At 61.3% G+C, this 22,487-nt stretch carries 17 protein-coding genes and 1 pseudogene; 5 read left to right on the forward strand and 13 right to left on the reverse strand.

The genetic code is table 11. The annotated features are described in order from the left end of the window. Nucleotides 1–223 precede the first annotated feature (223 nt). Entirely contained in the window at nucleotides 224–799 is a 576-nt protein-coding gene (locus tag ACYAR8_RS21055; RefSeq protein ID WP_037011032.1) for an ANTAR domain-containing response regulator, read from the reverse strand. A gap of 12 nt (nucleotides 800–811) precedes the next feature. Next, complete coding sequence (locus ACYAR8_RS21060; RefSeq protein ID WP_463580954.1) at nucleotides 812–2,020, reverse strand: CmpA/NrtA family ABC transporter substrate-binding protein; 1,209 nt, start codon at nucleotides 2,018–2,020, stop codon at nucleotides 812–814. A gap of 273 nt (nucleotides 2,021–2,293) precedes the next feature. On the opposite strand from ACYAR8_RS21060, the gene ACYAR8_RS21065 reads away from it, so the two are divergent. Continuing rightward, nucleotides 2,294–3,316, forward strand: coding sequence for a quinone-dependent dihydroorotate dehydrogenase (locus ACYAR8_RS21065; protein ID WP_463580955.1), 1,023 nt, complete (start codon nucleotides 2,294–2,296; stop codon nucleotides 3,314–3,316). A gap of 151 nt (nucleotides 3,317–3,467) precedes the next feature. On the opposite strand, the gene rmf is transcribed toward ACYAR8_RS21065, so the two are convergent. Further along, entirely contained in the window at nucleotides 3,468–3,683 is a 216-nt protein-coding gene (rmf, locus tag ACYAR8_RS21070; protein WP_074887169.1) for a ribosome modulation factor, read from the reverse strand. A gap of 571 nt (nucleotides 3,684–4,254) precedes the next feature. Between rmf and rlmKL the strand changes: the two genes are divergently transcribed. Further along, on the forward strand, nucleotides 4,255–6,525 hold the full coding sequence (gene rlmKL / locus ACYAR8_RS21075) for a bifunctional 23S rRNA (guanine(2069)-N(7))-methyltransferase RlmK/23S rRNA (guanine(2445)-N(2))-methyltransferase RlmL (protein ID WP_108120077.1): 2,271 nt from the start codon (nucleotides 4,255–4,257) through the stop codon (nucleotides 6,523–6,525). Nucleotides 6,526–6,625: 100 nt separating this feature from the next. Here the strand turns inward: rlmKL and ACYAR8_RS21080 are convergent, their stop codons facing one another. Further along, complete coding sequence (locus ACYAR8_RS21080) at nucleotides 6,626–7,018, reverse strand: RidA family protein (RefSeq protein WP_074887174.1); 393 nt, start codon at nucleotides 7,016–7,018, stop codon at nucleotides 6,626–6,628. Between the two features lie 224 nt (nucleotides 7,019–7,242). On the opposite strand from ACYAR8_RS21080, the gene ACYAR8_RS21085 reads away from it, so the two are divergent. Further along, entirely contained in the window at nucleotides 7,243–8,787 is a 1,545-nt protein-coding gene (locus ACYAR8_RS21085; protein ID WP_463580956.1) for an EAL domain-containing protein, read from the forward strand. Nucleotides 8,788–8,884: 97 nt separating this feature from the next. Here ACYAR8_RS21085 and ACYAR8_RS21090 read toward each other — a convergent pair whose 3' ends face one another. From ACYAR8_RS21090 to ACYAR8_RS21125, 8 genes and pseudogenes are all read right to left on the reverse strand, one after another. Next, entirely contained in the window at nucleotides 8,885–9,151 is a 267-nt protein-coding gene (locus ACYAR8_RS21090) for a hypothetical protein (protein ID WP_065988488.1), read from the reverse strand. 214 nt (nucleotides 9,152–9,365) lie between these two features. Continuing rightward, a pseudogene (locus tag ACYAR8_RS21095) lies at nucleotides 9,366–9,731 on the reverse strand (cupin domain-containing protein). 272 nt (nucleotides 9,732–10,003) lie between these two features. Beyond that, the gene (locus ACYAR8_RS21100; RefSeq protein WP_074887183.1) at nucleotides 10,004–10,318 is read right to left on the reverse strand and encodes a hypothetical protein; all 315 of its coding nucleotides are present in this window, start codon (nucleotides 10,316–10,318) and stop codon (nucleotides 10,004–10,006) included. A 199-nt stretch (nucleotides 10,319–10,517) separates the two neighbouring features. Further along, the gene (locus ACYAR8_RS21105) at nucleotides 10,518–11,948 is read right to left on the reverse strand and encodes a DUF2723 domain-containing protein (protein WP_463580957.1); all 1,431 of its coding nucleotides are present in this window, start codon (nucleotides 11,946–11,948) and stop codon (nucleotides 10,518–10,520) included. A gap of 38 nt (nucleotides 11,949–11,986) precedes the next feature. Continuing rightward, nucleotides 11,987–12,961: a lysylphosphatidylglycerol synthase transmembrane domain-containing protein gene (locus ACYAR8_RS21110; RefSeq protein WP_463580961.1), complete on the reverse strand. Its 975-nt coding sequence runs from the start codon at nucleotides 12,959–12,961 to the stop codon at nucleotides 11,987–11,989. An 8-nt stretch (nucleotides 12,962–12,969) separates the two neighbouring features. Next, nucleotides 12,970–13,710 (reverse strand): SDR family oxidoreductase, encoded by a 741-nt coding sequence (locus ACYAR8_RS21115; RefSeq protein WP_074887512.1) that lies wholly within the window; start codon nucleotides 13,708–13,710, stop codon nucleotides 12,970–12,972. A gap of 8 nt (nucleotides 13,711–13,718) precedes the next feature. Beyond that, complete coding sequence (locus ACYAR8_RS21120) at nucleotides 13,719–15,035, reverse strand: FAD-binding oxidoreductase (RefSeq protein ID WP_463580958.1); 1,317 nt, start codon at nucleotides 15,033–15,035, stop codon at nucleotides 13,719–13,721. Further along, the gene (locus ACYAR8_RS21125) at nucleotides 15,032–16,483 is read right to left on the reverse strand and encodes a UbiA family prenyltransferase (protein ID WP_463580959.1); all 1,452 of its coding nucleotides are present in this window, start codon (nucleotides 16,481–16,483) and stop codon (nucleotides 15,032–15,034) included. Before ACYAR8_RS21125 ends, ACYAR8_RS21120 begins: the two co-directional genes overlap by 4 nt. A 377-nt stretch (nucleotides 16,484–16,860) precedes the next feature. On the opposite strand from ACYAR8_RS21125, the gene norR reads away from it, so the two are divergent. Next, entirely contained in the window at nucleotides 16,861–18,411 is a 1,551-nt protein-coding gene (norR, locus tag ACYAR8_RS21130; RefSeq protein WP_463580960.1) for a nitric oxide reductase transcriptional regulator NorR, read from the forward strand. A 964-nt stretch (nucleotides 18,412–19,375) separates the two neighbouring features. Here norR and ACYAR8_RS21135 read toward each other — a convergent pair. Next, nucleotides 19,376–20,770, reverse strand: a complete 1,395-nt coding sequence (locus tag ACYAR8_RS21135; RefSeq protein WP_108120279.1) for an MFS transporter — start codon at nucleotides 20,768–20,770, stop codon at nucleotides 19,376–19,378. A 152-nt stretch (nucleotides 20,771–20,922) separates the two neighbouring features. Here ACYAR8_RS21135 and ACYAR8_RS21140 point away from each other — a divergent pair, with 152 nt between their 5' ends. Further along, the gene (locus tag ACYAR8_RS21140; RefSeq protein WP_074887205.1) at nucleotides 20,923–22,242 is read left to right on the forward strand and encodes an Nramp family divalent metal transporter; all 1,320 of its coding nucleotides are present in this window, start codon (nucleotides 20,923–20,925) and stop codon (nucleotides 22,240–22,242) included. The last annotated feature ends 245 nt before the right edge of the window (nucleotides 22,243–22,487 follow it).

Genomic DNA, 22,487 nt, shown 5'->3' on the forward strand with positions numbered 1-22,487 from the left:
GGATTGTTGGAGTTGTCTCGTGGGCTCGGAGATGTGTATAAGAGACAGCGCGAAGGCAGAGTGTCAGGCGATGGGTTCGTCACAGGCACACCGCGTTCGCGGGCAAGCGCGCTCCTACAGTGGACCTTGGTAAGGCATCCAACTTTCGGCCTACCCAAAGCCGGTCTCTACAGAGAGAGTGGGTCTAGCCATTCACGCCGAGGTCGTACGGACCTGAATGCGCTTAGCCCAGCAACTCACTCATGGCAATAATCTGTTCCGCCACCTGAATCAGCTTCTGCTGCCGGCTCATGGCCTGGCGGCGCATCAGCGTGTAGGCCTCCTCCTCGTTGCACTGCTTCATCTTCATCAACAGGCCTTTCGCCGTCTCGATGCGCTTGCGTTCGGCCAGTTGCTGATCGCGGGCGTGCAGCTGCGCGCGCAGGTCCTGATCGCTTTCGAAGCGGGCCATGGCGACGTCCAGAATCGGCTGCAGGCGTTGCGCGTGAATGCCTTCGACGATGTAGGCGCTGACCCCTGACTTGATCGCCTGGCGCATCACCCCGGGGTCGTGCTCATCGGTGAACATCACGATCGGCCGTGGCAGATCGCGAGTCACCAGCACCACTTGCTCCAGCACATCCCGCCCCGGTGATTCGGTGTCGATGAGGATCACGTCCGGGCGCACGGCCTGAACCCGGGCGGGGAGGTCGATGATCAGCCCGGATTCGTCGATCACCTCGAAACCGGCTTCGGTCAGCGCCGCTTTCAGGCGACCGACCTTTTTAGGGGTGTCGTTGATCAGCAGGATTCGCAGCATCTTGGCGTCTCCTCAGCGATCAGCATGAACGAGGGCCGCATCGGCCAGCGCGTGCAGCTTGAAGCTGCGGGCGTAACGCGCCGGGTCGCTGCCGTCCCAGATCTTGCCGTCGATCAACTGGCTGCTGCGCATGGGCGAGGGCGGCACGGCAATGCCCAGTGCCTCGGCGGCCTCGCGGTACAGGCCCAGTTGCTGGACGCTGCGGGCCACGCCGAGGTAATCCGGGTCTTCGCGCAGCAAACCCCAACGGCGGAACTGGGTCATGAACCACATGCCGTCGGACAGCCAAGGCATGTTCACCTGGCCGTCACCATGGAAGCGGATGGCGTGGTGGTCGTGCCACCGGTTGCCGAGCCCGTCGTCGTACTCGCCCAGTAGCCGCGATTCGATAGCGCCGACGGGGGCATTGACGTATTCGGCGGCGCTGAGCAACTGCGCGGTACTTCGGCGGTTGTCAGCACTTTCTTCGATGAAGCGACTGGCTTCAAGCACGGCCATCACCAGCGCGCGCGCCGTGTTCGGGTACTGCTCGGCGAATTCCGCGCTGCAAGCCAACACCTTTTCCGGGTGATCCGGCCAGATGGCCTGGGACGTCGCCAGGGTGAAGCCCAGATTCTGCTGAACCGCGCTGGCACCCCACGGCTCGCCGACGCAAAAGCCGTCGATGCGCCCGGCCTGCAAGTGCTCGACCATCTGCGGCGGCGGCACCACCACGCTGTCGACGTCGCGTAACGGGTGAATGCCCTGGCTCGCGAGCCAGTAATAAAGCCACAGGGCGTGGTTGCCGGTGGGAAAGGTCTGGGCGAAGGTCAGTTTTGAGTCGCTTTGGTGCGTGCGCCGATCAAGTGCATCAGGAGTGGTCACGCCCGCCTGCTGCAGCGACCGGGACAGGTTGATGCTCTGGCCGTTCTGGTTCAGCCCCATCAGCACTGCCATGTGCTTCGCCGGCCCGGCCAGCCCCAGTTGCACGGCGTAGACCAGCCCGTAAAGGCTGTGAGCGGCATGCAGTTCGCCGCTGACCAGTTTGTCGCGCAGGTTCGCCCACGAGGACTGGCGGTGCAGATTGATGTGCAGGCCATAAGGCTGGGCGAAGCCCTGGGTCGCGGCAACGATGAGCGAGGCGCTGTCGGTGAGCGCCATAAAACCGAGGTCGACGCTGGTCAGTTCCGGTGCATCGCTGCCGTTGACCCAGGCCAGTGAGGGAGTGAGCGAGTCAGTCATGATTGCAATTCCGCGTGGAGGCCGATGCGTCTTTCAACGCTGCCGGTCGTCCAAAAAAAACGCCGCCTCGCCCCGATTGAAACGGGTCGACAGCGACGTCATTGTCCAGTGTCTCGCTCCGCCATTGGATCGAGTCGATACAGGATTTAAAGCAAGCGATATGCCAGCGGCGAGCAGCGCAGTCAGCAAAGTTCGCGACATGCCTCGCGCTTCACCCGTACCGGCGTTTATAATCCGCCGCTGATCCCAGCCGCAATCGAGCCGCGCCCGCCCATGTATAACCTGGCCCGCCAGTTACTGTTCAAACTCTCCCCGGAAGCTTCCCACGATCTGTCCATCGACCTGATCGGAGCGGGCGGGCGTCTGGGGCTCAACGGCCTGTTCAACAAGGCGCCGATGCAGCTGCCGGTGACTGTCATGGGCCTGCGCTTCCCCAACCCGGTCGGGCTGGCGGCGGGGCTGGACAAAAACGGTGCGGCCATCGACGGCTTCTCGCAGCTGGGCTTCGGTTTCGTGGAGATCGGCACCGTCACGCCGCGCCCGCAACCGGGCAATCCGAAACCGCGCATTTTCCGTCTGCCCCGCGCCGAAGCCATCATCAACCGTATGGGCTTCAACAACCTGGGTGTCGACAATCTGGTCAGCCGGGTGCAGGCCGCGCAGTACAAAGGCGTGCTGGGCATCAACATCGGCAAGAACGCCGATACGCCGGTGGAGCGCGCCGTTGATGACTACCTCATCTGCCTGGACAAGGTGTACGCCCACGCCAGTTACATCACTGTCAACGTCAGCTCGCCGAACACGCCGGGCCTGCGCAGCCTGCAATTCGGCGACTCGCTCAAGCAATTGCTTGAAGCCCTGCGCTTGCGCCAGGAAGCCTTGACCCTGATTCACGGCAAGCGCGTACCGCTGGCGATCAAGATTGCCCCGGACATGAGCGACGAAGAGACCGTACTGGTTGCCGGCGCGTTGCTGGAATCGGGCATGGACGCGGTGATCGCGACCAACACCACCCTGAGCCGTCAGGGCGTCGAAGGGTTGCCCCACGGCGACGAAGCAGGCGGCCTGTCGGGTGCGCCGGTCCGCGAGCAGAGCACGCACATTGTCAAAGTGCTGGCCGGTGAATTGGGCGGGCGCTTGCCGATCATTGCGGCCGGCGGCATTACCGAAGGCCGGCACGCAGCGGACAAGATCGCGGCAGGGGCGAGTCTGGTGCAGATTTATTCGGGCTTCATCTACAAGGGGCCGGCGTTGATTCGCCAGTCGGTGGACGCGATCGCTTCGATGTCCCGCTGATCCATCCCGCTTCATCCGGACGAAAAGAGGGGTTCCGACTGGAACCCCTCTTGGGCTTGAGCCCGCCGCCCGGGTGGGGCGTGCGTGGTAATGGTGAAGCGGTCAAGAATGTCGAAGAAGCTTTAGGTCAGGCTGTAACGTGAGGGTTGCGTCAGCCGACCGCGTGAAGTTCGTTGAGTCTGTGAATGCCCGCAGTGCCGGTCATACCGTCCCAGTTGTCGCCGCGTCCTTCTCGCCAGCCGTTGATCCAGGCTTGACGCACTGACGGTAGAGTAAATGGGCAAAGCTCACGGGATTTACCGGATACGCCGTACTGGTATCCGCGCGAAAATGCTCTTTCCATCGGATCACGCTTAAGTCTTCTCATAGGGTGTTGCCCTCGTTTGTTGACTGTAATGTCCCTGGAGACCTCAGGTTGAGGTCCGGCAGAAAATCTTCTGCCGTTAGCGGCCCGCTGCCGGCGTCGCGGGCTTGATGCCACCGCCGTTGCGGCGATGACCTTGGGTGATTTCTAACCAATGAAAGATGCGCTGTGAATGATCGTTTTGTCATAAGAACGTAACCATTCAGGCATTACGACCATAAGCAGCCACTCGTTTGACAAGAGTTTTTTGAGGGAACCCCTTCTAACCGGGGCTTTCCGGTGGCAGTGCAAGTGTTTCGCAGTTGAGAGTGCTGGCTGTTTGCAGTCAGCGGAAAAACGACGAAGGGTCAGCGATGTGACTTTTTATTGCAGCCGCCGTCGTGCTGAATAGTATTTTTTTAACACCAAAACGTCGGCACCCATGTGCTGGCGGACCGTCGCACTCGAAATGTATCGGTGCGAAGGATAGGCACAAACTGTGTGCCGCGCAGGCGTCCTCCTTGAAAGGCGTCTGTTGGAATCGGGCCGGACAATGCGTTGTCCGGCCGCTATAGCCTTAGGCTCTGGAATACTCATGTCGGACCGTTACGAACTTTTCCTCACCTGCCCGAAAGGCCTCGAAGGCCTGCTGGCTGAGGAAGCCACCGCCCTCGGTCTCGAGGAAACCCGCGAACACACTTCCGCCATCCGCGGCACCGCCGACATGGAAACCGCCTACCGGCTGTGTCTGTGGTCGCGGCTTGCCAACCGGGTGCTGCTGGTGCTCAAGCGTTTCCCGATGAAGGACGCCGAGGACCTCTACCACGGCGTGCACGACATCGAGTGGGCTGACCATCTGGAAGCGGAAGGTACGCTGGCCGTGGAGTTCAGCGGTCATGGTTCCGGCATCGACAACACCCATTTCGGCGCCTTGAAGGTCAAGGACGGCATTGTTGACCGCCTGCGCACCGCGGACGGCGTCCGCCCTTCGGTGGACAAGCTCAACCCGGACCTGCGCGTGCACCTGCGGCTGGACCGGGGCGAAGCGATTCTGTCCCTGGACCTGTCCGGCCACAGCCTGCACCAGCGCGGCTACCGTCTGCAGCAGGGCGCCGCGCCGCTCAAGGAAAACCTGGCCGCCGCCATTCTGATCCGCTCCGGCTGGCCACGCATTGCCGCTGAAGGCGGCGCGCTGGCTGACCCGATGTGTGGCGTCGGCACCTTCCTGGTCGAAGCGGCGATGATCGCCGCTGACATTGCGCCCAACCTCAAGCGCGAGCGCTGGGGTTTCTCGGCGTGGCTGGGTCACGTGCCGGCGATCTGGCGCAAGCTGCATGACGAAGCGCTGGAACGCGCCCAAGCGGGTCTGGCCAAGCCGCCGCTGTGGATTCGCGGTTATGAGGCCGATCCGCGGCTGATTCAGCCAGGCCGCAACAACGTCGAACGCGCCGGCCTGAGCGAGTGGATCAAGATCTACCAGGGTGAAGTGGCGACCTTCGAGCCGCGTCCCGACCAGAACCAGACCGGTCTGGTGATCTGCAACCCGCCGTACGGCGAGCGTCTTGGCGACGAAGCCAGCCTGTTGTACCTCTATCAGAACCTCGGCGAGCGTCTGCGTCAGGCCTGTCTGAACTGGGAAGCGGCGGTGTTCACCGGTGCGCCGGATCTGGGCAAGCGCATGGGCATTCGCAGCCACAAGCAGTACGCGTTCTGGAACGGCGCACTGCCGTGCAAGCTGTTGTTGATCAAAGTGCTGCCCGACCAATTCGTTACCGGCGAGCGTCGCACCCCGGAGCAACGTCAGGCCGAGCGTGAGCAAGCCGCGTACGATCAGGCACCGGACGAGCCGCAAGAGCGTCAGTACAACAAGAATGGCAACCCGATCAAGCCAACGCCGGCCCCTGCGCCAGTCATTGAGCAACCGCGCCTGAGCGAAGGCGGACAGATGTTCGCCAATCGCCTGCAGAAAAACGTCAAGGCGCTGGGCAAGTGGGTCAAGCGTGAGGGCATCGATTGCTACCGCGTTTACGATGCGGACATGCCCGAGTACGCCATGGCCATCGACCTGTACCATGACTGGGTCCACGTTCAGGAGTACGTGGCGCCGAAGTCCATCGATCCGGAAAAGGCCTCGATCCGTATGTTCGATGCGCTGGCGGCCATTCCCCAGGCGCTCGGCATCGACAAGAGCCGCGTGGTGGTCAAGCGTCGCGAGCGGCAGAGCGGCACCAAGCAGTACGAGCGTCAGAGCGCCCAGGGCAAGTTCAACGAGGTCAACGAAGGCGGCGTGAAGCTGCTGGTTAACCTCACGGATTACCTGGACACCGGCCTGTTTCTCGATCACCGGCCGATGCGCATGCGCATCCAGCGCGAGGCGGCGGGCAAGCGGTTCCTGAACCTTTACTGCTACACCGCGACCGCAAGCGTGCACGCCGCCAAGGGCGGGGCGCGCAGCACCACCAGCGTCGACCTGTCGAAAACCTATCTGGACTGGGCGCGTCGCAACCTGTCGCTGAACGGCTTCTCGGACAAGAACCGTCTGGAGCAGAGCGACGTGATGGTGTGGCTGGAGGCCAGTCGCGATGAGTACGACCTGATCTTCATCGACCCGCCGACCTTCTCCAACTCCAAGCGCATGGAAGGCGTCTTCGACGTGCAGCGCGATCAGGTGCAACTGATTGATCTGGCGATGGCGCGCCTGGCGCCGGGCGGCGTGCTCTATTTCTCCAACAACTTCCGCAAGTTCCAGCTCGAAGAGACGCTGGTGGAGCGTTATGCGGTAGAGGAAATCACCCAGCACACCGTCGACCCGGACTTTGCACGCAACGGCAAGATCCACCGGGCGTGGAAAATCACCGCGCGTTGAGGCGATGGCCAGGCTGACGTGTCGGAATACCCGGCGGGTCAGCCTGCGTTGTCCGAGCCCTTTCGCCTTGCGTGTCCCGCGCAAGGCACCCCCTTCATGATCAGCGCTGCACCGCGACGCATTTGATTTCCACCAGCAGGCCAGGCTTTGCAAGATCGCTGACGCCCAGGCATGTCCACGCACAGGTGCCCCGAGGGAAGACGCTGTCCTTCACCGCCCTGAACACGGGCATATGGCGGTGCAGATCGATGTGGTAGGTGGTCAGGTCGACGACATCCTCGAAGGTACATCCTCCGGCGGCCAGCACGAGCCGCAGGTTCTCCCACGCCGCCATGAACTGCTGCTCCGGGTCTTCGATGACGGTCAGCTCGTGGTTGCGACCGACTTGCCCGGCGCAGTAGAGGGTTTTGCCGACCTTCACGGCGGGCGCGTAGCCCGCACGCTCGGCGAGTAAACGCATTTCATCGGGGACGATGAGTTGACGGTCGGTCATGGATTGGACGCCTTGGGTCGTTTAGGGAGGGCACGCTATCTCAGGTGCCGGACTTCCGTCCAGTGAGTGGCTTTTGGGTTTTCGGGCGGCGACGGGATGTACAGAGTGTTTGGGTAGGTGAAAACCTTGCGCGCCTCCTTGCTCGGTAGTCCAGGATAAATCACACTCTGAACGAGAGGTAACGAGCATCAGTAAAGGGTGAGTCCACTTTTCGAGGCAAGGGAATGCGTAAATCCAGAGTCATCTTAATAGCCACCCTGTCAGGGCTGATAGGGGCTGTTTTGCCTATGATAGCGATGGCTTGCATTTCTTGGGAAAGGGCCCTGGCCAAAGAAAGAACTCATTTGGCGACCTACTCCGAGCGAGCACTCAAAAACATTAGCCTGTCATTGCAACAAGGACTAAATGTTATATCGGACATGGAGGGCTGGTCTGGAGTGCCGTGTTCTCCTGAGCATGTTTCGTTAATGCGTAAAGCGACTGTTAATACCCGTGCGGTGGAGGAAATCGACTATCTCGAACAAGGGTCTGTTGCCTGCACATCATGGGGAAGCACGTCGATACTGTCCGGTCCGACGACGTCGACTTTTACCGATGCGAGAGGCTATAAAATCAATGTTCGCCTCATCCCCAGAGACCAGGGGATCCAGCCGATTACGATCATTCATCGTGGCGCCTACACCGTCCTTATAAATGCAGGAAGGCTCAGCGACATTATTCTGGATGAGCGAATGCAGCTCGGTGTTTTTTACCAGGGCCAATTGGTGAATATGTCTCAGGGCGCGGATGAAAAGACCATCTCCCGACTCGTATCAAATCCAGATCCCAAGAGTAAAGACTATCTCTACGCTGTTTCCACTCAAGACGACTGGTCCGCCCTTGTGGCAGAACCCATAAAAAGCGTCGATACCAGTTTCTATAGCGAGCTGGCCTGGATGCTGCCCATAGGCCTGGGGATCGGCTTCATTGTTGTGTTGTCAGTCATCCGAGTCATGCAAAACCGACTCTCGCCGACTGCGGAGCTGCAGATCGCGATCAATCAACGTGAGTTCACTGTTCACTACCAACCGATCATTGATCTTGAAACGCAGGAATGTTTAGGGGCCGAGGCGTTGGTCCGGTGGGTGAGACCAGACGGAACGGTTGTGGCCCCTGATCAGTTCATTCCGCTGGCTGAAGAAACAGGGCTTATTCTGCCCATAACTGACCAAGTCATCTATGGCGTCGTCAGAGACATGGCACAACTTCTGCGAGATAACCGCAACCTTCATGTGGCGATTAACATCTGTGCGGAGGATCTTAAATCCGGGCGTTTTCTTGACACGCTTGATCAGGCGTTGAAAGGCTCGATGATTGACAACAGTCAAATATGGATAGAGGCCACTGAGCGAGGCTTCATCGATGTTGAGTCGGCCGTTACGACACTTGAAAAAGCTCGGGCGCTAGGGTTCAAGATTGCAATCGATGACTTTGGTACGGGGTATTCCAGTTTGCAATATCTTGAGCGGCTTCCTGTCAATGTGCTCAAGATAGATAAGTCTTTCGTGGACGCCATCGATAAGTCCTCAGCGTCCAGCTCGGTGGTGACGCATATTATTGCAATGGCTAAAACCCTGGGTCTGGAAATTGTGGCCGAGGGAATCGAGAGCCCCCATCAGGCCGATTACCTGCGAATGTATGACGTGGATTACGCTCAAGGCTGGTTATATTCGAAGGCATTGCCCTCCCATGATTTTCTAAACTTCGTCACTTCGAAAAACCACAGCTAGGGAGTCTCGGCGATGCAATCCAGGTCGAGGCGCTGGAAATTACAAGAAGGGGGCACCTTGGCGGTGCCCGCTACGTTGAGTTTCTACTCAACAGGGATCAATGCACCGCCCATGAACGGGGTGCCGGGGTGTGGCTGAATTTGGAGATGCCTTTGACCCAGAACCGTCGATGGGCCGTCTGGTCCGGCGGCAGCAACGGCTGGCTCGACCACTGATGATGACGTTTGGCTTCATCGCGGTACGCTTTCCACTCCATGGCCTCGGCGGTGTCCTGCGCGGCGCGTTCGTCATCGAACCAGCCCAAAACAGAAACTTCACCTTGATCGCGGCCATGCTCTACCAGCAGAAAAATGTTTGTGTACATACTTTTGCCTTTCACTGATCCGGTCCGACCCGATATCCGGGCTCTACGAATAGCGTATCGACAGCGGCAGCGGAAAATTTAGGCTTGGGTTTCTCTGACGGCTTTTGCGGTGACGCCTGATGCCTTCCCGGCTAAAACCAGTCCCACTGAGTGCGTGCGAGCCATAGTAGGACCGGCTTCAGCCGGGAAGAGGCCAGTGTGAACACCCTCAACGTCACTTCGGCAGCGGCGTGAGGATGTCGGCCTTGTCGTCCAGCAGGATGAACACCAGCAGTTTCGCAGGCTTTGTCGCGCTGGCGTTTCGCGATTCATAGTGCTTTGACCCGGCCGGCTCGTACCACGTCTGGCCCGCTGTATAGGTGATCGCCTTGCCGTCGTTGACTCTCGAAATTACCTCGCCTTCCAGCACATAAGCGATCGCACTGCCGCTGTGACTGTGGGCAATGGAGGCTTGGCCCGGTGCGTAATCAACGGTCAGTACCATGGCTTATTTTCCTGGTGCATTGAGCATCGGGTGCTCTTCCAGAACGGTGACCTTTTCCTGCTCGGCCTCGTGTGACTGGGCGCTGCCGACGAACATCACGCCGACGAAGGCCAGCCAGCAGAGCGGGGCGGTGATGCGTTTAAGCAGTTTCATGGGCGGATCATCCGGCAGCGACTGATGACCACTACGCTAAGCCCGCGGATATCTGGCGCACACCTCCAATTGCCGAGAAGATCAGGGGGCCAATCGCTTTGCCTCGGAAACCAGACCACAAACGAAAAAAGGGCCGAATCATATTCGGCCCTTCATCGTATTCAGTGCTGCCTCGGCGCTAATCTCGCTCAAAGGCACACGGTCATCACAGCGATTTACTTGCTGCCGCTGGAACCGCTCGCGCCACCACCAGTGCCGCCGCCGCTGCCGCCCATGCCGCTGCCGTTGGTCATACCACCGCCGTCAGCGTCGGTACGGTTGGTACCGTTGGTGCTGCCCATGCCTTTGGTGCCGGGGGTCGACGTGCCTGGGGAGCTGCCGTCGTTGTTCTGGCCGCTGGTGGAGGTGCTTGGCTTCGGACCGTTCTTGTCGATCGGATCGGTCGGGCCCGTGGAGCCGGCGAACGCAGAGCCGGTAGCAACAGCCATCAGGCCAGCGAGTGTCAGGGCAGTCAATTTAGTCTTGATCATGATGTGAATCCCTTTGTTGTCATGGATACCTATTGGTCAACCGGCCCATGCAAGAGGTGCATTCCACCCGACGGACGGTCATCCACGATCAAAAGGTGTCAAGGCCATTGGATTCACGATCGTGCCCAGCTCTCCCTGGACACGCATCCCGTCACCCTCGGCATCATTCCAGTCCAGGGCTTCTTTTTCGCTTGTCTGCCTATTTCGCGTGCAACTCGTATCCCACCGCCAACGTCTGCAGATCAAAGCGGTCCGAGATGTTGGAGCAATAACTGGTCCGCGGCAGGAAAGCCCCGGGGCCGTTCAGATAGGATTCAATGTCTTGCGCTCCTTCGCACAGAGCAAGGGTTCGCCCCTTGAGCAGGCCGCTGGCCTGCGCCGAACGCAATGCGCCGTTGGGCGTCCAGTCAGCGACGATCAGCGCGCCTATCGGGGCCGATTGTTCGTAACTGTGCGCGAATGCCTCCGCCGAACGATCCCGCAGGTACGGCGCCATGAAGTAATGGATATCGTCACGGAAAGGCAGCGCTTCCTTGTGAGTCGGCAGCGCAACGGCGCCGTTGGCGTAAATCGCGTACACCGCCAGAATCGCCACCGGGCCGGTGAAGGGCAGGGCGTAAGCGACAACGGCGGCGTTGTGTCGCGCCAGCCACGCCTGCACCTGGATCACGCCGATAATGCTCAACAGCACCGCGCCCGGCAGGAAAAACGTAAAGCGATCGGTGACGTTGTACGACACCGCGAAGATGAAGTTCAGCACCGCCGCGCACCACAACAGTCGCAGGCGCCGGCTTTTGGGGAACAGCACCAGCGCTACCAGTTGCGGGCCGAGCAGCGACAGCATCAGCAGCCCGACCGAGTTCTTTTCGTGCCACATGTCGTCGAAGCGAAACAGCGAACCCTGCCAGCTCTGCTCGGTGGTTTTGTCGGGGATGCCGATCAGGTAACGATGACCGATATCGATCAGGCTCAGACCGTCCTGCAGCTCCTGCAAAATGCCGGGAATTGCCACCGCAAAGCCCAGCACAAAACCCGGAATCGTCAACAGGACCCGCGCCCTGTGCTGCCAGACCAACTGCACGTACAGCGGGAACAGCACGATGAACGTCAGTTGGTGAATGGCGGCGGCGAGGCCGGTGAGGATGCCGATGACGAACAGCGCGGTGAGCAGGCCCAGGCGCGATTTATCGCGAAAATGCACCATGTACGCCAGGGTCACCAACAGCGTGTGCAGCAGGTAAACCTCGGCCTTGGTCGAGACCCAGAACACGCAATGGCACAAGACCGCCGCGGCTATCGCCAGCAAGGCCTGCTGCGACGTCGCGCCAACACCCTTGGCGAGACGGAAGATCGCCCAGCCCAGCGGGATCAGCAGCATCGAGTTCATGAAACTCAGCACCAGCGGCCCGACGTGAGCGAACAGCGCCGTGGTGACGAACAGGTACAACGGGTGATCCAGGGGGCCGAGGGTTTCACTGAAATAGCGGCCCTGGGAGGCGTCGGCGATGAAGATGCCGTTGTCCATCCATTGAATCGGTCCGCTGGAGGCCAGAAAGCTCCAGACAACAGCGGCGACCGCCAGTAGCAGGGGAATGCCAAACAACGCTCGATACCGTACTGCTGCCACCATGAATTGCACTCCTGTCCTTTTATTCCGTAGAAAAAGCGTTATTGAATCGGTTGAACACGAGGCATCGTGGCCTCGCTTTTAAGTTTGATCAGCATCACCGCGCCAATGGCTACGGCGAACCACAGGGTGGCGAGACGAATCAGCACAGTGGCGGCCACGGCGTCGGCGCTGTCCATGCCTTTCCAGACCAGCAATCCGACCATCACCGCCTCCGCGCCACCGAGCCCGCCGGGCATGAAGCTCACCGCTCCGGCCAGCATCGCCAGGGCGTAGACGAATACCGCGAAGGTCAGCGGGATGTCCGCGCCCATCCATTTGAGAATCCAGTCGAATGCCAGGGCTTCGGCGCTCCAGGCGACGACGCTCAGGGCGGTCAGCCCGAGCATCAGGCGCAAGCGATGGCAGTGCTGCGCATGCACCAGCACCTGCAGCAGATGGCGCAGCAGCCCGAGCACCTTGCCGCTGCCGGTCGGCACCCTTTCGGTGATCCGCTCAAGCAGGCGACGTTGCGACAGCACCACCAGCCCGACCACCACCAGCGCCACGCCGACCACGATCATCGGCCACGCCTGGGGGTACAGCGACAGGCCGAACAGGGTCAGCAACACCACCGCAAACAGGTCCGACAGCCGCTCACTGAAGAACGCCGCGAAGCTTTGCGGGTAGGGCACGCCCCAGCGTTTGAGCAGCACCCCGCGCAACGCCTCACCGGCCTTGCCCGGCGTAGTGGTGAGGGCAAAGCCGGCCAGATAAATATTCAGGCTCGGTCGCCACGGCATGGGATGGCCGAGCACGTTCAGATAGGTCTGCCAGCGCAGGAAACGCAGGCCGTAATTGACCGACGACATGAGCAGCGCGATGACAATGCCGAGCAATCCCACCTCGCTCACCGCAGCGCCCACCGCCTGCCAGCCGCCCCACAGCGAAAAGCCCAGATAGCCCAACGCCGAGCCGACCACCGACAGCACCACCGCGCGGTATCGCCAGCCGGACAGGTGGGGAGGTTCGGGCAGAGCTTCGCTCACAGGTTCAGCCTCTTGAACACCGGCTGCGGGATCGAACGAATGACCAGCATGATCAGCGCCCAGAAACCCGGTGCGTAAAGCGTCGGCACCTTGTTGGCGATGCCTTTGACGATGCGCTGGGCGACCTGAGCCGGCTGTGCCAGCAGGGCGGCCGGCAACGACAAGCCCTGGGTCATCGGCGTGTCGACAAAGCCCGGTTTGATGGTGGTGACGTGCACGCCGACTTTGAACAGCCGCGCCTGCAAGCCTTCGCAGTACGTCGACACCGCCGCCTTGGCGCTGCCGTAGAGGTAGTTGGAGGGGCGACCACGGTCAGCGGCCACCGAAGAAATGATCGCCAGGCTGCCGCAGCGCTGGGTCTCGAACTGCATCGCCAGCACAGTGAGCAGGGCGATCACCGAGGTGCAGTTGTTGGCGAATTCCTTGAGCGCCATGTGCACGTCGCGTTCGCAGGCCTTCTGGTCGGGCAGCGTGCCGTGGGCGATCAGGGCGATGTCGATCTGACCCAGCGCAGTGAGGCAGCGGCCCATCATCAGCGGGTGCGCCTCAATGTCGTTGGCGTCCATCTCGTGCAGCGTGACGTGGCTCGCCCCGCGCGCCTTGAGGTCGGCGGCGGTCTGCTGGAGCTTCTCGACGTTGCGCGCCACCAGGAAAAAATCGCTGCCTTGCGTGGCCCACAAACGAGCGCAGGCACTGGCGATAGCGGACGTGGCACCGATGATCAGAACTTTCTTCACTGCAGTTTTCATAAGATCACACGGCTCCAGAAGCGGGACATCAAAGAGGGATCGCGCAGCGCTTCCAGCTGCTCCCACGCGGGGTAGGCCCGCCGGAAATCGGCGCCGCTCATGTGCGCGTCCTTGGCTGGATACAGCCGGCCGCCTGCTGCGCGGACGATGGCGTCCAGACGCGGGAACAGTACGTTCTCCAACGCCTCGCTCTGGGCAAAATCCAGCGCCAGGGAGGTGCCTTCCAGCGGAAACGACAGCAGGCCCGGCGAGGCGAGGGCGCCACAGCGCTTGAGCACGGCGAGGAAGGAACCCTGGCCGGCGTCGGCGATGGTGCGCAGCAGTTCGCCCATGGCCGCTTCGGCATTCGCCGCAGGCACCACGCACTGGTATTGCTGAAACCCGCGACGGCCATACATCCGGTTCCAGTGCAGGATCCGGTCGAGGGGATAGAAAAACGGTTCGTAAGCGCTGCGGCCTTGCCTGCGCTGGCTGGGGTGCAGGCGCCAGTACAGGTTGTTGAAGGCGCTGAGGGAGAGTTTGTTGATCAGTGAAACCGGCGGCGTCAGCGGCACGCTGAGCTTCTTGCGCTGACTCGCTTCAAGGGAGCCGTACTGTGCGTGATCACCGACGATGAACACACCGCGTCCGGTCTCCGCGCCCTTCGCCAGGCAGTCCACCCAGGCGACGCTGTATTCGTGACGTGCGTCGAGTTCGGCCGAGAGCGCAAAGAACTCGGCCAGATTGGTGAAGCGCACCGTGCTGGTGTCGATCTGGCTGGCGCGAATCGGCATCAATTGAATCTGCGCCCAGTGGATGACCCCGGTCAGGCCGAGGCCGCCGATGCTGGCGGCGAACAACTCGGGCTGCGATGCCTGCGTGCAGACCCTCTCCGGCTCGCCGTGGCGCAACAGGCCGAAGCTCAGCACATGACGGCCAAAGGTGCCGCGCACGTGATGGTTTTTGCCGTGAACGTCGTTGGCGATGGCACCGCCCAGCGTGGCGTATTGAGTCCCGGGCGTGACCGGCAAAAACCAGCCTCGGGGAATGGCCACGGCCAGCACTTCCGCCAATGTGATACCAGCCTCGGCCTTGATCACCCCGGTGGTCCAGTCGGCCTCGATCAGCCGATCCAGCGAGCGCATGTGCAGCACCTCATCGCTGGCGGCCAGGCAACTGTCGCCGTAACTGCGGCCGTTGCCGTAGGGCAGGCTGCTGCGGTGGGCGCCGATCACGCGGTCCATCTGTGCAGGCAGTTCGTCCAGCCACACGCAGCCGTGACCGCGTTGCGGACGGCGGGGGAAACGTCCCCAGGAATACAACGGCGTGCTCATGCGGCGATCCAGAACATCATCAGAAACGCGGCGCCGATCAGCTGGCTGGTGCGGTCGCGGATGGCGAACACCACCGGGTCTTCGTTCATCTGCCCGCGATGGGTCAGCATCCACACCCGCGTCACCCAGAACAGCAAGAGCGGGCAGGCCAGCCAGATGATGTGCGGCGTGACGTACAGCTCGGTGGTTTTTGCGTCCTGGATGTACAGCGCCAGCACCATCACCGCGAGATAACCCGACGACGCCCCCAGCGACGCAATCATGTCCAGATCACCGGGATGGTAACCGCGGCCGCGAGCGAAGGTGTTCACCTCCCGGGCGCGGGCATCACGCAGCTCTGCGTAGCGCTTGACCATCGCCAGGCTGAGGAAAATGAACATCGAAAACGCGAGGATCCAGAACGTCAGGGGCAGGCTGAACGCTGCGACACCGGCGATAATGCGTGCGGTGTAGAGCATCGCCAGGGCGATCACGTCCCAGGCCATCATGCGTTTGAGTCTCAGCGAATAAGTCAGAGTCAGGCCGTAGTAGGCGGCCATCACCGCTGAAAATTGCCATGGCAGGAGCAACAGCGCAGCGCCGAACGCCATGGCCAGCAGCGTCGGCACCACCACCAGCCCGACCTTGATCGACAGACGCCCGCTGGCGAACGGCCGGTTGCATTTGCTCTTGTGATGGCGGTCGTCGCACAGGTCCAGCAGGTCGTTGAGGATGTAGACGCTGGAGGCGCACAGGCCGAAGCATAGGAAGGCGATGACGCCGTCGCGCATCAGATCGAACTGTGCCAGGCGATGGGACGCCAGCAGCGGCACGAAGATCAACGCGTTTTTCAGCCACTGGTGCAAGCGCAGGGCCTTGCGCCAGTCCCGCCAGCCGGGGGTGTTGCTGTGGATGGTCGGCTCGACGCGGACTTGCGCTTTTACCTGTGCTTCGATGCCGCGATCGGGATTAACCACATAGGCCAAGCGAGACACATCCCATATCGGCAAGTCATCTTTCGAGTTGCCGACGTAATCGAATCCACCCTCGCCGAAGTGTCCAACTAACAGGTCGCGCTTGTTGTTACCGGACAAGTTGCGATTGCTGTTGGACGCCAGCACCAGATCGAATAACTGCAGATGATCGGCGATGCGCTCGGCGAGGCTTACATGACTCGCCGTCGCCAGTACCACCATGCGCCCGGTGTCTCGTTCGCGCTGGATCATCTCGATGATTTGCGGATCGTAAGGCAGGACGGAGACGTCTATTTCCGAGTTGAGCGCCAGGCCTTCTTTCAGCGCGGCCTTGCCCTTGAACAGCCACCCCAGGATTTTCAGGATTTTCAGCGGCTGGCTGCGAATGAACGCCATGGCCGTTTCCATCAGCAGATCCGAGCGCAATAACGTGCCGTCGAGATCAACTACCAACGGAGGACAAGTTTCGAGAACTCGTCCCTGAATTCTGGCCATAGTGGGTGCTCCTGTAGGGTCACAGAACTATAAACAAAATAGAATTTTCACAACTTCAATTAAATTAAAGGGCCTCATCCGTCACGTCGAAGCGGTGGCGTCAGAATTCAATGGCGATTTTTTGAGGGCGGTTTGCAGGGCTATTTCTCATTAATGAGACAAGCACCGCCGGGGAATTGGCGACCAACTGATGACTTCTGCGAAGTGACGGTTTTAGTGCCGTGTCTGGTTTGGCGATTGCGGCTCTGTGTGGCGAAACCGTTCCCTTGAGGACGGCCAGGATCGGGTCGGCGACGGCGCTGTCGTTTCGACTTGCCTCGCAGTCATAATGACTCGCCCTCTGCATCCCCCTTCCCATGTCGTTACCGGGAGTTTTCATGACCCATCCATTGTTGCTTGCGCTGATTCCTCTGGTCGCCGACCTGTCCCGGGACCTGCCGGACGATGAACGCTATCGCCGTCTGCTGCGGTCGCTGCGCCAGCTATTCCCGTGCGACGCCGTGGCGTTGCTCAAGCTGGAGGATGAGGTGCTGGTGCCGTTGTCGGTCGAGGGACTGAGCCCGGACACACTGGGTCGGCGGTTCCGGTTGGGCGAGCACCCGCGGCTGGACATCATTCTGCAAAACCGCGAACCGACGCGATTTTCCACTGACTGCGACCTGCCCGATCCTTATGACGGGCTGGTCGAAGGCGTGCACGGCGATCTGGAAGTACACGATTGTCTTGGCTGCCCGCTGTATGTGCAGAACACGCTGTGGGGGGTGATTACCCTGGACTCCCTTGACCCGGCGCGCTTCGGCAGCGTCGAGCTGGGCAACCTTCAGGCGTTCGCCAGCCTGGCGGCGGCGACCGTGATGGCCAGCGAGCGGATCAGCCAGTTGGCCCGGGGCTTTGAGGATCAACGCCAACTGGCCGAGGTTTACAAACGCGCGGCAGGCGGACGCGGGCCTCGGGAACTGATCGGACAAAGCCCGGCGCACAAGCGCTTGCAACAGGAAATCCAGCTGGTGGGCAACAGCCCGCTGACGGTGTTGATCACCGGCGAAACCGGCGTGGGCAAGGAGCTGGTCGCCGAGGCCATTCACCTGCAGTCGCCCCGGGCGCAGAAGCCGCTGATCAGCCTCAACTGCGCCGCGCTGCCCGAACTGTTGGTGGAAAGCGAGCTGTTCGGTCACGTCAAAGGCGCGTTCTCCGGGGCGGTCAGCGGGCGCAGTGGCAAGTTCGAGCTGGCCCACGGCGGTTCATTGTTCCTCGACGAGGTGGGCGAACTGCCGCTGCCGGTGCAGTCGAAACTGCTGCGTGTGTTGCAGAGCGGGCAGTTGCAGCGTGTCGGCTCCGATCAGGAGCATCGCGTGGACGTGCGCATTATTGCCGCGACTAACCGTGATCTGGCAGAGGAAGTGCGCGCCGGACGCTTCCGCGCGGATCTTTATCACCGTTTGAGCGTTTATCCGCTGGTAGTGCCGCCATTGCGCGAGCGCGGTCGCGACGTGTTGTTGCTGGCGGGGTATTTCCTCGAGGAGAATCGGGCGCGGATGGGGCTGCGCAGTTTGCGCATGAGTCCGCAGGCGCAGGCGGTGCTGTTGGCGTATGCATGGCCGGGGAACGTGCGGGAGCTGGAGCATCTGATCAGCCGCGCGGTGCTCAAGGCGCTGCCAGTGTATGGCGAGCGGCCGCGGATTGTGACGATCGAGGCGGGAGTGCTGGGCTTTGAGGCGTCCGAGGTGCCTGTTGTGTTGCATTCGAGTGGCGCCCTGCCGGTGATTCCGCCGGTCGAGGGGTTGAAGGGGGCGGTGGACGGGTTTCAGAAGCAGTTGATCGGTGAGGCGCTGGAGCGGCATGACGGGAGATGGGCGGATGTGGCGCGGGAGCTGAAGGTGGATCGGGCGAATTTGAGTCGGCTGGCCAGGCGATTGGGGATTAGGTAGGTTTTTCGGATCAAGATCAAGATCAAGATCAAGATCAAGATCAAGATCAAGATCAAGATCAAGATCAAGATCCTTAAGATCAAGAGCGTCTGCCTGGGGGCAGACTGTTTCGCCTTCGGCGAGTTACTTGGAAAAGCACCCCAAGTAACCAAGGGTGCTTGCTCCTGGTTTGGTTCCTCCTTCGTCGGAATACCCTCACTCCGGTCTTGCTCCGTGGGCCCGCGCCGAACGGACATCCATGTCCTGACGGCGCTCTCGCCGCATCCATGCGGCTCGGCCCACTCCGCAAGACCTGCGTTCAGCCTGCACCCAAGTCGCGATTGGCGGTGACTGAACTTCTTGTGTTTGAAGATCAAGATCAAAGGCAGATGCAGACGCAGACGCAGATCAAAAGCTTCCCGGCTGAAGCCGGTCCCACTGACTGCACCCGGCTCCTACCGAAAAAATGCGTTCTGTCAGGTACGACGACCGATCGTTCCCACGCTCCGCGTGGTAACGCCGCCCCGGACGCTCCGCGTCCCGCACACGACGCGCATTCAGGCCTTGGAGGATGACGCGGAGCGTCGCGGGATGCATTCCCACGCGGAGCGGGGGAACGATCAACTGAGAACGTGCGCTGCTAGTGGGATCGGCTTCAGCCGGGAAGCCTTTGATCTGCTTTTGATCTTCATACGCAAAAAGTCCGGTCACCACCAATCGCGACTTGGGTGCAGGCCGAACGCAGACGACGCGGAGTGGGCCGAGCGGCATGGATGCCGCGAGAGCGCCGTCAGGACATGGATGTCCGTTCGGCGCGGGCCCACGGAGCGTCGTCGGAGTGAGGGAACCCGACGAAGTCGGGCCAAACCGGGAGCAGGCACTTTTGGTTACTTTTAGTGCTTTTTAAAAGTAACTCGCCGAAGGCGAAACGGTCTGCCCCCAGGCAGACGCTCTTGATCTTCTCTCAGCCGCACCGCGAACCCTGCTAATGAGCAATATCTTCGAGCGCCAGATTCCGCGTCTTCGGCCCAAACCCCCCAATCGTGATGATCACAATCAACATACTCATCACAATAAACGTCAGCACCCCCGGCGTGCCGAAGTGATCCAGAAACAACCCGATCAACAAACTGCTGAACACCGTCGACAGACGACTGAACGAATAACAGAACCCCACCGCCCGAGCGCGGATATTGGTCGGGAACAACTCACTCTGGTACGAGTGATAACTGAAACTCAGCCACGCATTGCAGAACGTAATCATCACCCCGCAAAAGATCAGCCCGGCGGCCGTCGTCTGCTGCGCGAACAGCGTGCCGAAAATCATCGAGCCCAACGCCGAGCCGACAATCTGCCACTTATTCTCGAACCGGTTGGCGAACTTCACGAACAACAACGGTCCCAGCGGATAGGCCAGGGTGATGACGAAGGCATACGCCAGACTGTGGGTCACGCTCACGCCCTGACCCGACAGCAACGCCGGCAGCCAGTTGCCGAACCCGAAAAAGCCGATCGCCTGGAACACATGAAACACAATCAGCATCAGCGCGCGACGGCGATACGGGGGTTGCCAGATGTCGGCGAAGCGGCCTTTGCCTTCGACCGCTACATTGTGGGTTTCCGGTTCGTCCAGCGCCTGACCGTGATCCTTCACGCAGCGGGCTTCGAGGTCATCCATGATCTTTTCGGCTTCGCTGAAACGGCCGTGTTGCGCCAGCCAGCGCGGTGATTCCGGCAGGCGCGAGCGCAGCCACCAGATGAACAGCGCGAACACCGCGCTGGCCAACACCACCCAGCGCCAGCCGGCGATGCCGAACGGGTCCTGGGGCACCAGCCACCAGGACATCAATGCCACCGATGGCACCGACAGGAACTGCACGAAAAACGCGAAGGCGAACGCCGAGCTGCGCATGCGCTTGGGCACCAGTTCCGACAGGTACGCGTCGATGGTCACCAGTTCGATGCCCAGGCCGATGCCCACCAGAAAGCGCATGCAGATGATGCCCAGCGCGGACGTCTGAATGCCCATCAGCACCGTGGCGACGGTGTACCAGATCAACGCGAAGGTGAAGATCGCGCGGCGGCCGTAGCGGTCGGCGATCGGGCTCAGCAGGCTGGCACCGAGGAACAGTCCCAGAAAGGTGGCCGAGGCAAACGCCGCCTGATCGGAAAAGCCGAACACGCCCTGCGCCCCGGTGGCGAACAGCCCGTCGCGAATCAGACCGGGGCTGATGTAGGCGGTCTGAAACAGGTCGTAGAGCTCGAAGAAGCCGCCAATGGACAGCAGCGCCACGAGCTTCCAGATCGTGGCGACGGCGGGCAGGCGGTCGATGCGCGCGGAAATTCGCGCCGCGCGTATCGGGTCGATGCCGTCCTGCATCGGACGGGCGTGATCAGGGCTATCAGTGGCGGCATGCATTATTGTTTTTCCGGATCGGTGAGACGCAGCATGTTAGTGCCCCAGAGATTCAAGACAAAACATTTCTGCGCGTTTAAGCTCCGGGGCTGACTGCCACCACGTTTCGGATTCCCGTGAAGTACAAACTCCCGACCACGGCCACCGCGCCATTTTGCCCGTCGGCGACCACCGACAGTGTCGCCATTCCCGCCAATGCGTCGTTCCTGCGCAAGCTGATGCTGTTCGTCGGCCCCGGCCTGTTGATCTCCATCGGCTACATGGACCCCGGCAACTGGGCTACTGCCATTGAGGCCGGCTCGCGCTTCGGTTATTCGCTGTTGTTTGTGGTGGTGCTGGCCAGTCTGTCGGGCATGGTGCTGCAGAATTTGTGTTCGCGCCTGGGCATCGCCACCGGCCGCGATCTGGCGCAGCTGTCCTCCGAGCACTACAGCCGCCGCGTCGGCATGGGCCAGTGGATTCTTGCCGAACTGTCGATCCTGGCGACCGATCTGGCCGAAGTGCTGGGTGCGGCGTTGGCGTTTCACTTGCTGCTGGGGGTATCGATTACCACCGGTGTGGCATTGACGGCGTTCGATACGGTGATCGTGCTGGCCTTGCAGGGCGCCAATTTCCGGCGTCTCGAAGCCATCGTGCTGGGGCTGATCGCGACCATCGCGACGTGCTTCTTTATCGAACTGGTGCTGATCAAACCGTTCTGGCCGGACGTCGTCGCGGGGCTCAAGCCGTCCTGGGAGATGCTGAGCAATCAGGAACCGCTGTACATCGCCATCGGCATTCTCGGTGCGACGGTGATGCCCCATAACCTGTACCTGCATTCATCGGTGGTACAGACCCGGGTCAACGGCACGTCGGTCGAAAGCAAGGCCAGCGCCATTCGTTACGCCCGGGTCGACACCATCGCCTCCCTGAGCCTGGCGCTGGTGATCAACGCGGCCATTTTGATTCTGGCTGCCGCCGCGTTCCACGGCACCGGCCACACCGACATTGTGGAAATCCAGGACGCCTACCACTTGCTTGATCCGCTGGTGGGCGGCGCCGTGGCCAGTGTGCTGTTCGGCGTCGCGCTGTTGGCGGCAGGGCAGAGCTCGACGTTCACCGGCACCATCGCCGGTCAAGTGGTGCTGGAGGGGTTTCTCAAAGCGAAGATCCCGTGCTGGCAACGCCGTCTGGCCACCCGTGGCCTGGCGCTGATTCCTGCATTTATCGGGGTGATCTGGTTTGGCGATGGCGCAGTGGGCAAGATGCTGGTGCTCAGTCAGGTGGTCCTGAGCCTGCAGTTGCCGTTCGCGCTGTGGCCGCTGATTCGCTTTACCAGCGACCCGCAATTGATGGGGCCGTTCGCTAACAGCCGCCTGACCAAAACCCTGGCCTGGGGGCTGTTCGGATTGATCTCGGCGGCCAACCTGACCTTGATGTTCTTCTGGGTGAGTTGACCACTCGCTCAAACTGTTTGAACCGGCTTGCTGGCGAATGCACGCTCGCCTCGCCGGCCGCCCACTTGTAGGAGCGGGGGGGGGGGGGGGGGGGGGGGGGGGGGGGGGGGGGGGGGGGCGCCGCCCGCCCCGCCGCCCGGGCGCCGCGTTGGGGGGGGGGGGGGGGGCGGTGGGGGTGGTTTTACTCTCCGCCGGTGCCGCGGGGGGCGGGGGGGGGGCCGCCCCCCCCCGCTCCTACAATGATC

The sequence above is a fragment of the Pseudomonas sp. HP_01 genome (genome assembly GCF_055284355.1).

What these genes read in the sequence shown, in the direction of transcription:
- ACYAR8_RS21055 (WP_037011032.1), bottom strand. Translation starts at nt 799, where the DNA reads ATGCTGCGAATCCTGCTGATCAACGACACCCCTAAAAAGGTCGGTCGC.
- ACYAR8_RS21060 (WP_463580954.1), bottom strand. Translation starts at nt 2,020, where the DNA reads ATGACTGACTCGCTCACTCCCTCACTGGCCTGGGTCAACGGCAGCGAT.
- ACYAR8_RS21065 (WP_463580955.1), top strand. Translation starts at nt 2,294, where the DNA reads ATGTATAACCTGGCCCGCCAGTTACTGTTCAAACTCTCCCCGGAAGCT.
- rmf (WP_074887169.1), bottom strand. Translation starts at nt 3,683, where the DNA reads ATGAGAAGACTTAAGCGTGATCCGATGGAAAGAGCATTTTCGCGCGGA.
- rlmKL (WP_108120077.1), top strand. Translation starts at nt 4,255, where the DNA reads ATGTCGGACCGTTACGAACTTTTCCTCACCTGCCCGAAAGGCCTCGAA.
- ACYAR8_RS21080 (WP_074887174.1), bottom strand. Translation starts at nt 7,018, where the DNA reads ATGACCGACCGTCAACTCATCGTCCCCGATGAAATGCGTTTACTCGCC.
- ACYAR8_RS21085 (WP_463580956.1), top strand. Translation starts at nt 7,243, where the DNA reads ATGCGTAAATCCAGAGTCATCTTAATAGCCACCCTGTCAGGGCTGATA.
- ACYAR8_RS21090 (WP_065988488.1), bottom strand. Translation starts at nt 9,151, where the DNA reads ATGTACACAAACATTTTTCTGCTGGTAGAGCATGGCCGCGATCAAGGT.
- ACYAR8_RS21100 (WP_074887183.1), bottom strand. Translation starts at nt 10,318, where the DNA reads ATGATCAAGACTAAATTGACTGCCCTGACACTCGCTGGCCTGATGGCT.
- ACYAR8_RS21105 (WP_463580957.1), bottom strand. Translation starts at nt 11,948, where the DNA reads ATGGTGGCAGCAGTACGGTATCGAGCGTTGTTTGGCATTCCCCTGCTA.
- ACYAR8_RS21120 (WP_463580958.1), bottom strand. Translation starts at nt 15,035, where the DNA reads ATGAGCACGCCGTTGTATTCCTGGGGACGTTTCCCCCGCCGTCCGCAA.
- ACYAR8_RS21125 (WP_463580959.1), bottom strand. Translation starts at nt 16,483, where the DNA reads ATGGCCAGAATTCAGGGACGAGTTCTCGAAACTTGTCCTCCGTTGGTA.
- norR (WP_463580960.1), top strand. Translation starts at nt 16,861, where the DNA reads ATGACCCATCCATTGTTGCTTGCGCTGATTCCTCTGGTCGCCGACCTG.
- ACYAR8_RS21135 (WP_108120279.1), bottom strand. Translation starts at nt 20,770, where the DNA reads ATGCAGGACGGCATCGACCCGATACGCGCGGCGCGAATTTCCGCGCGC.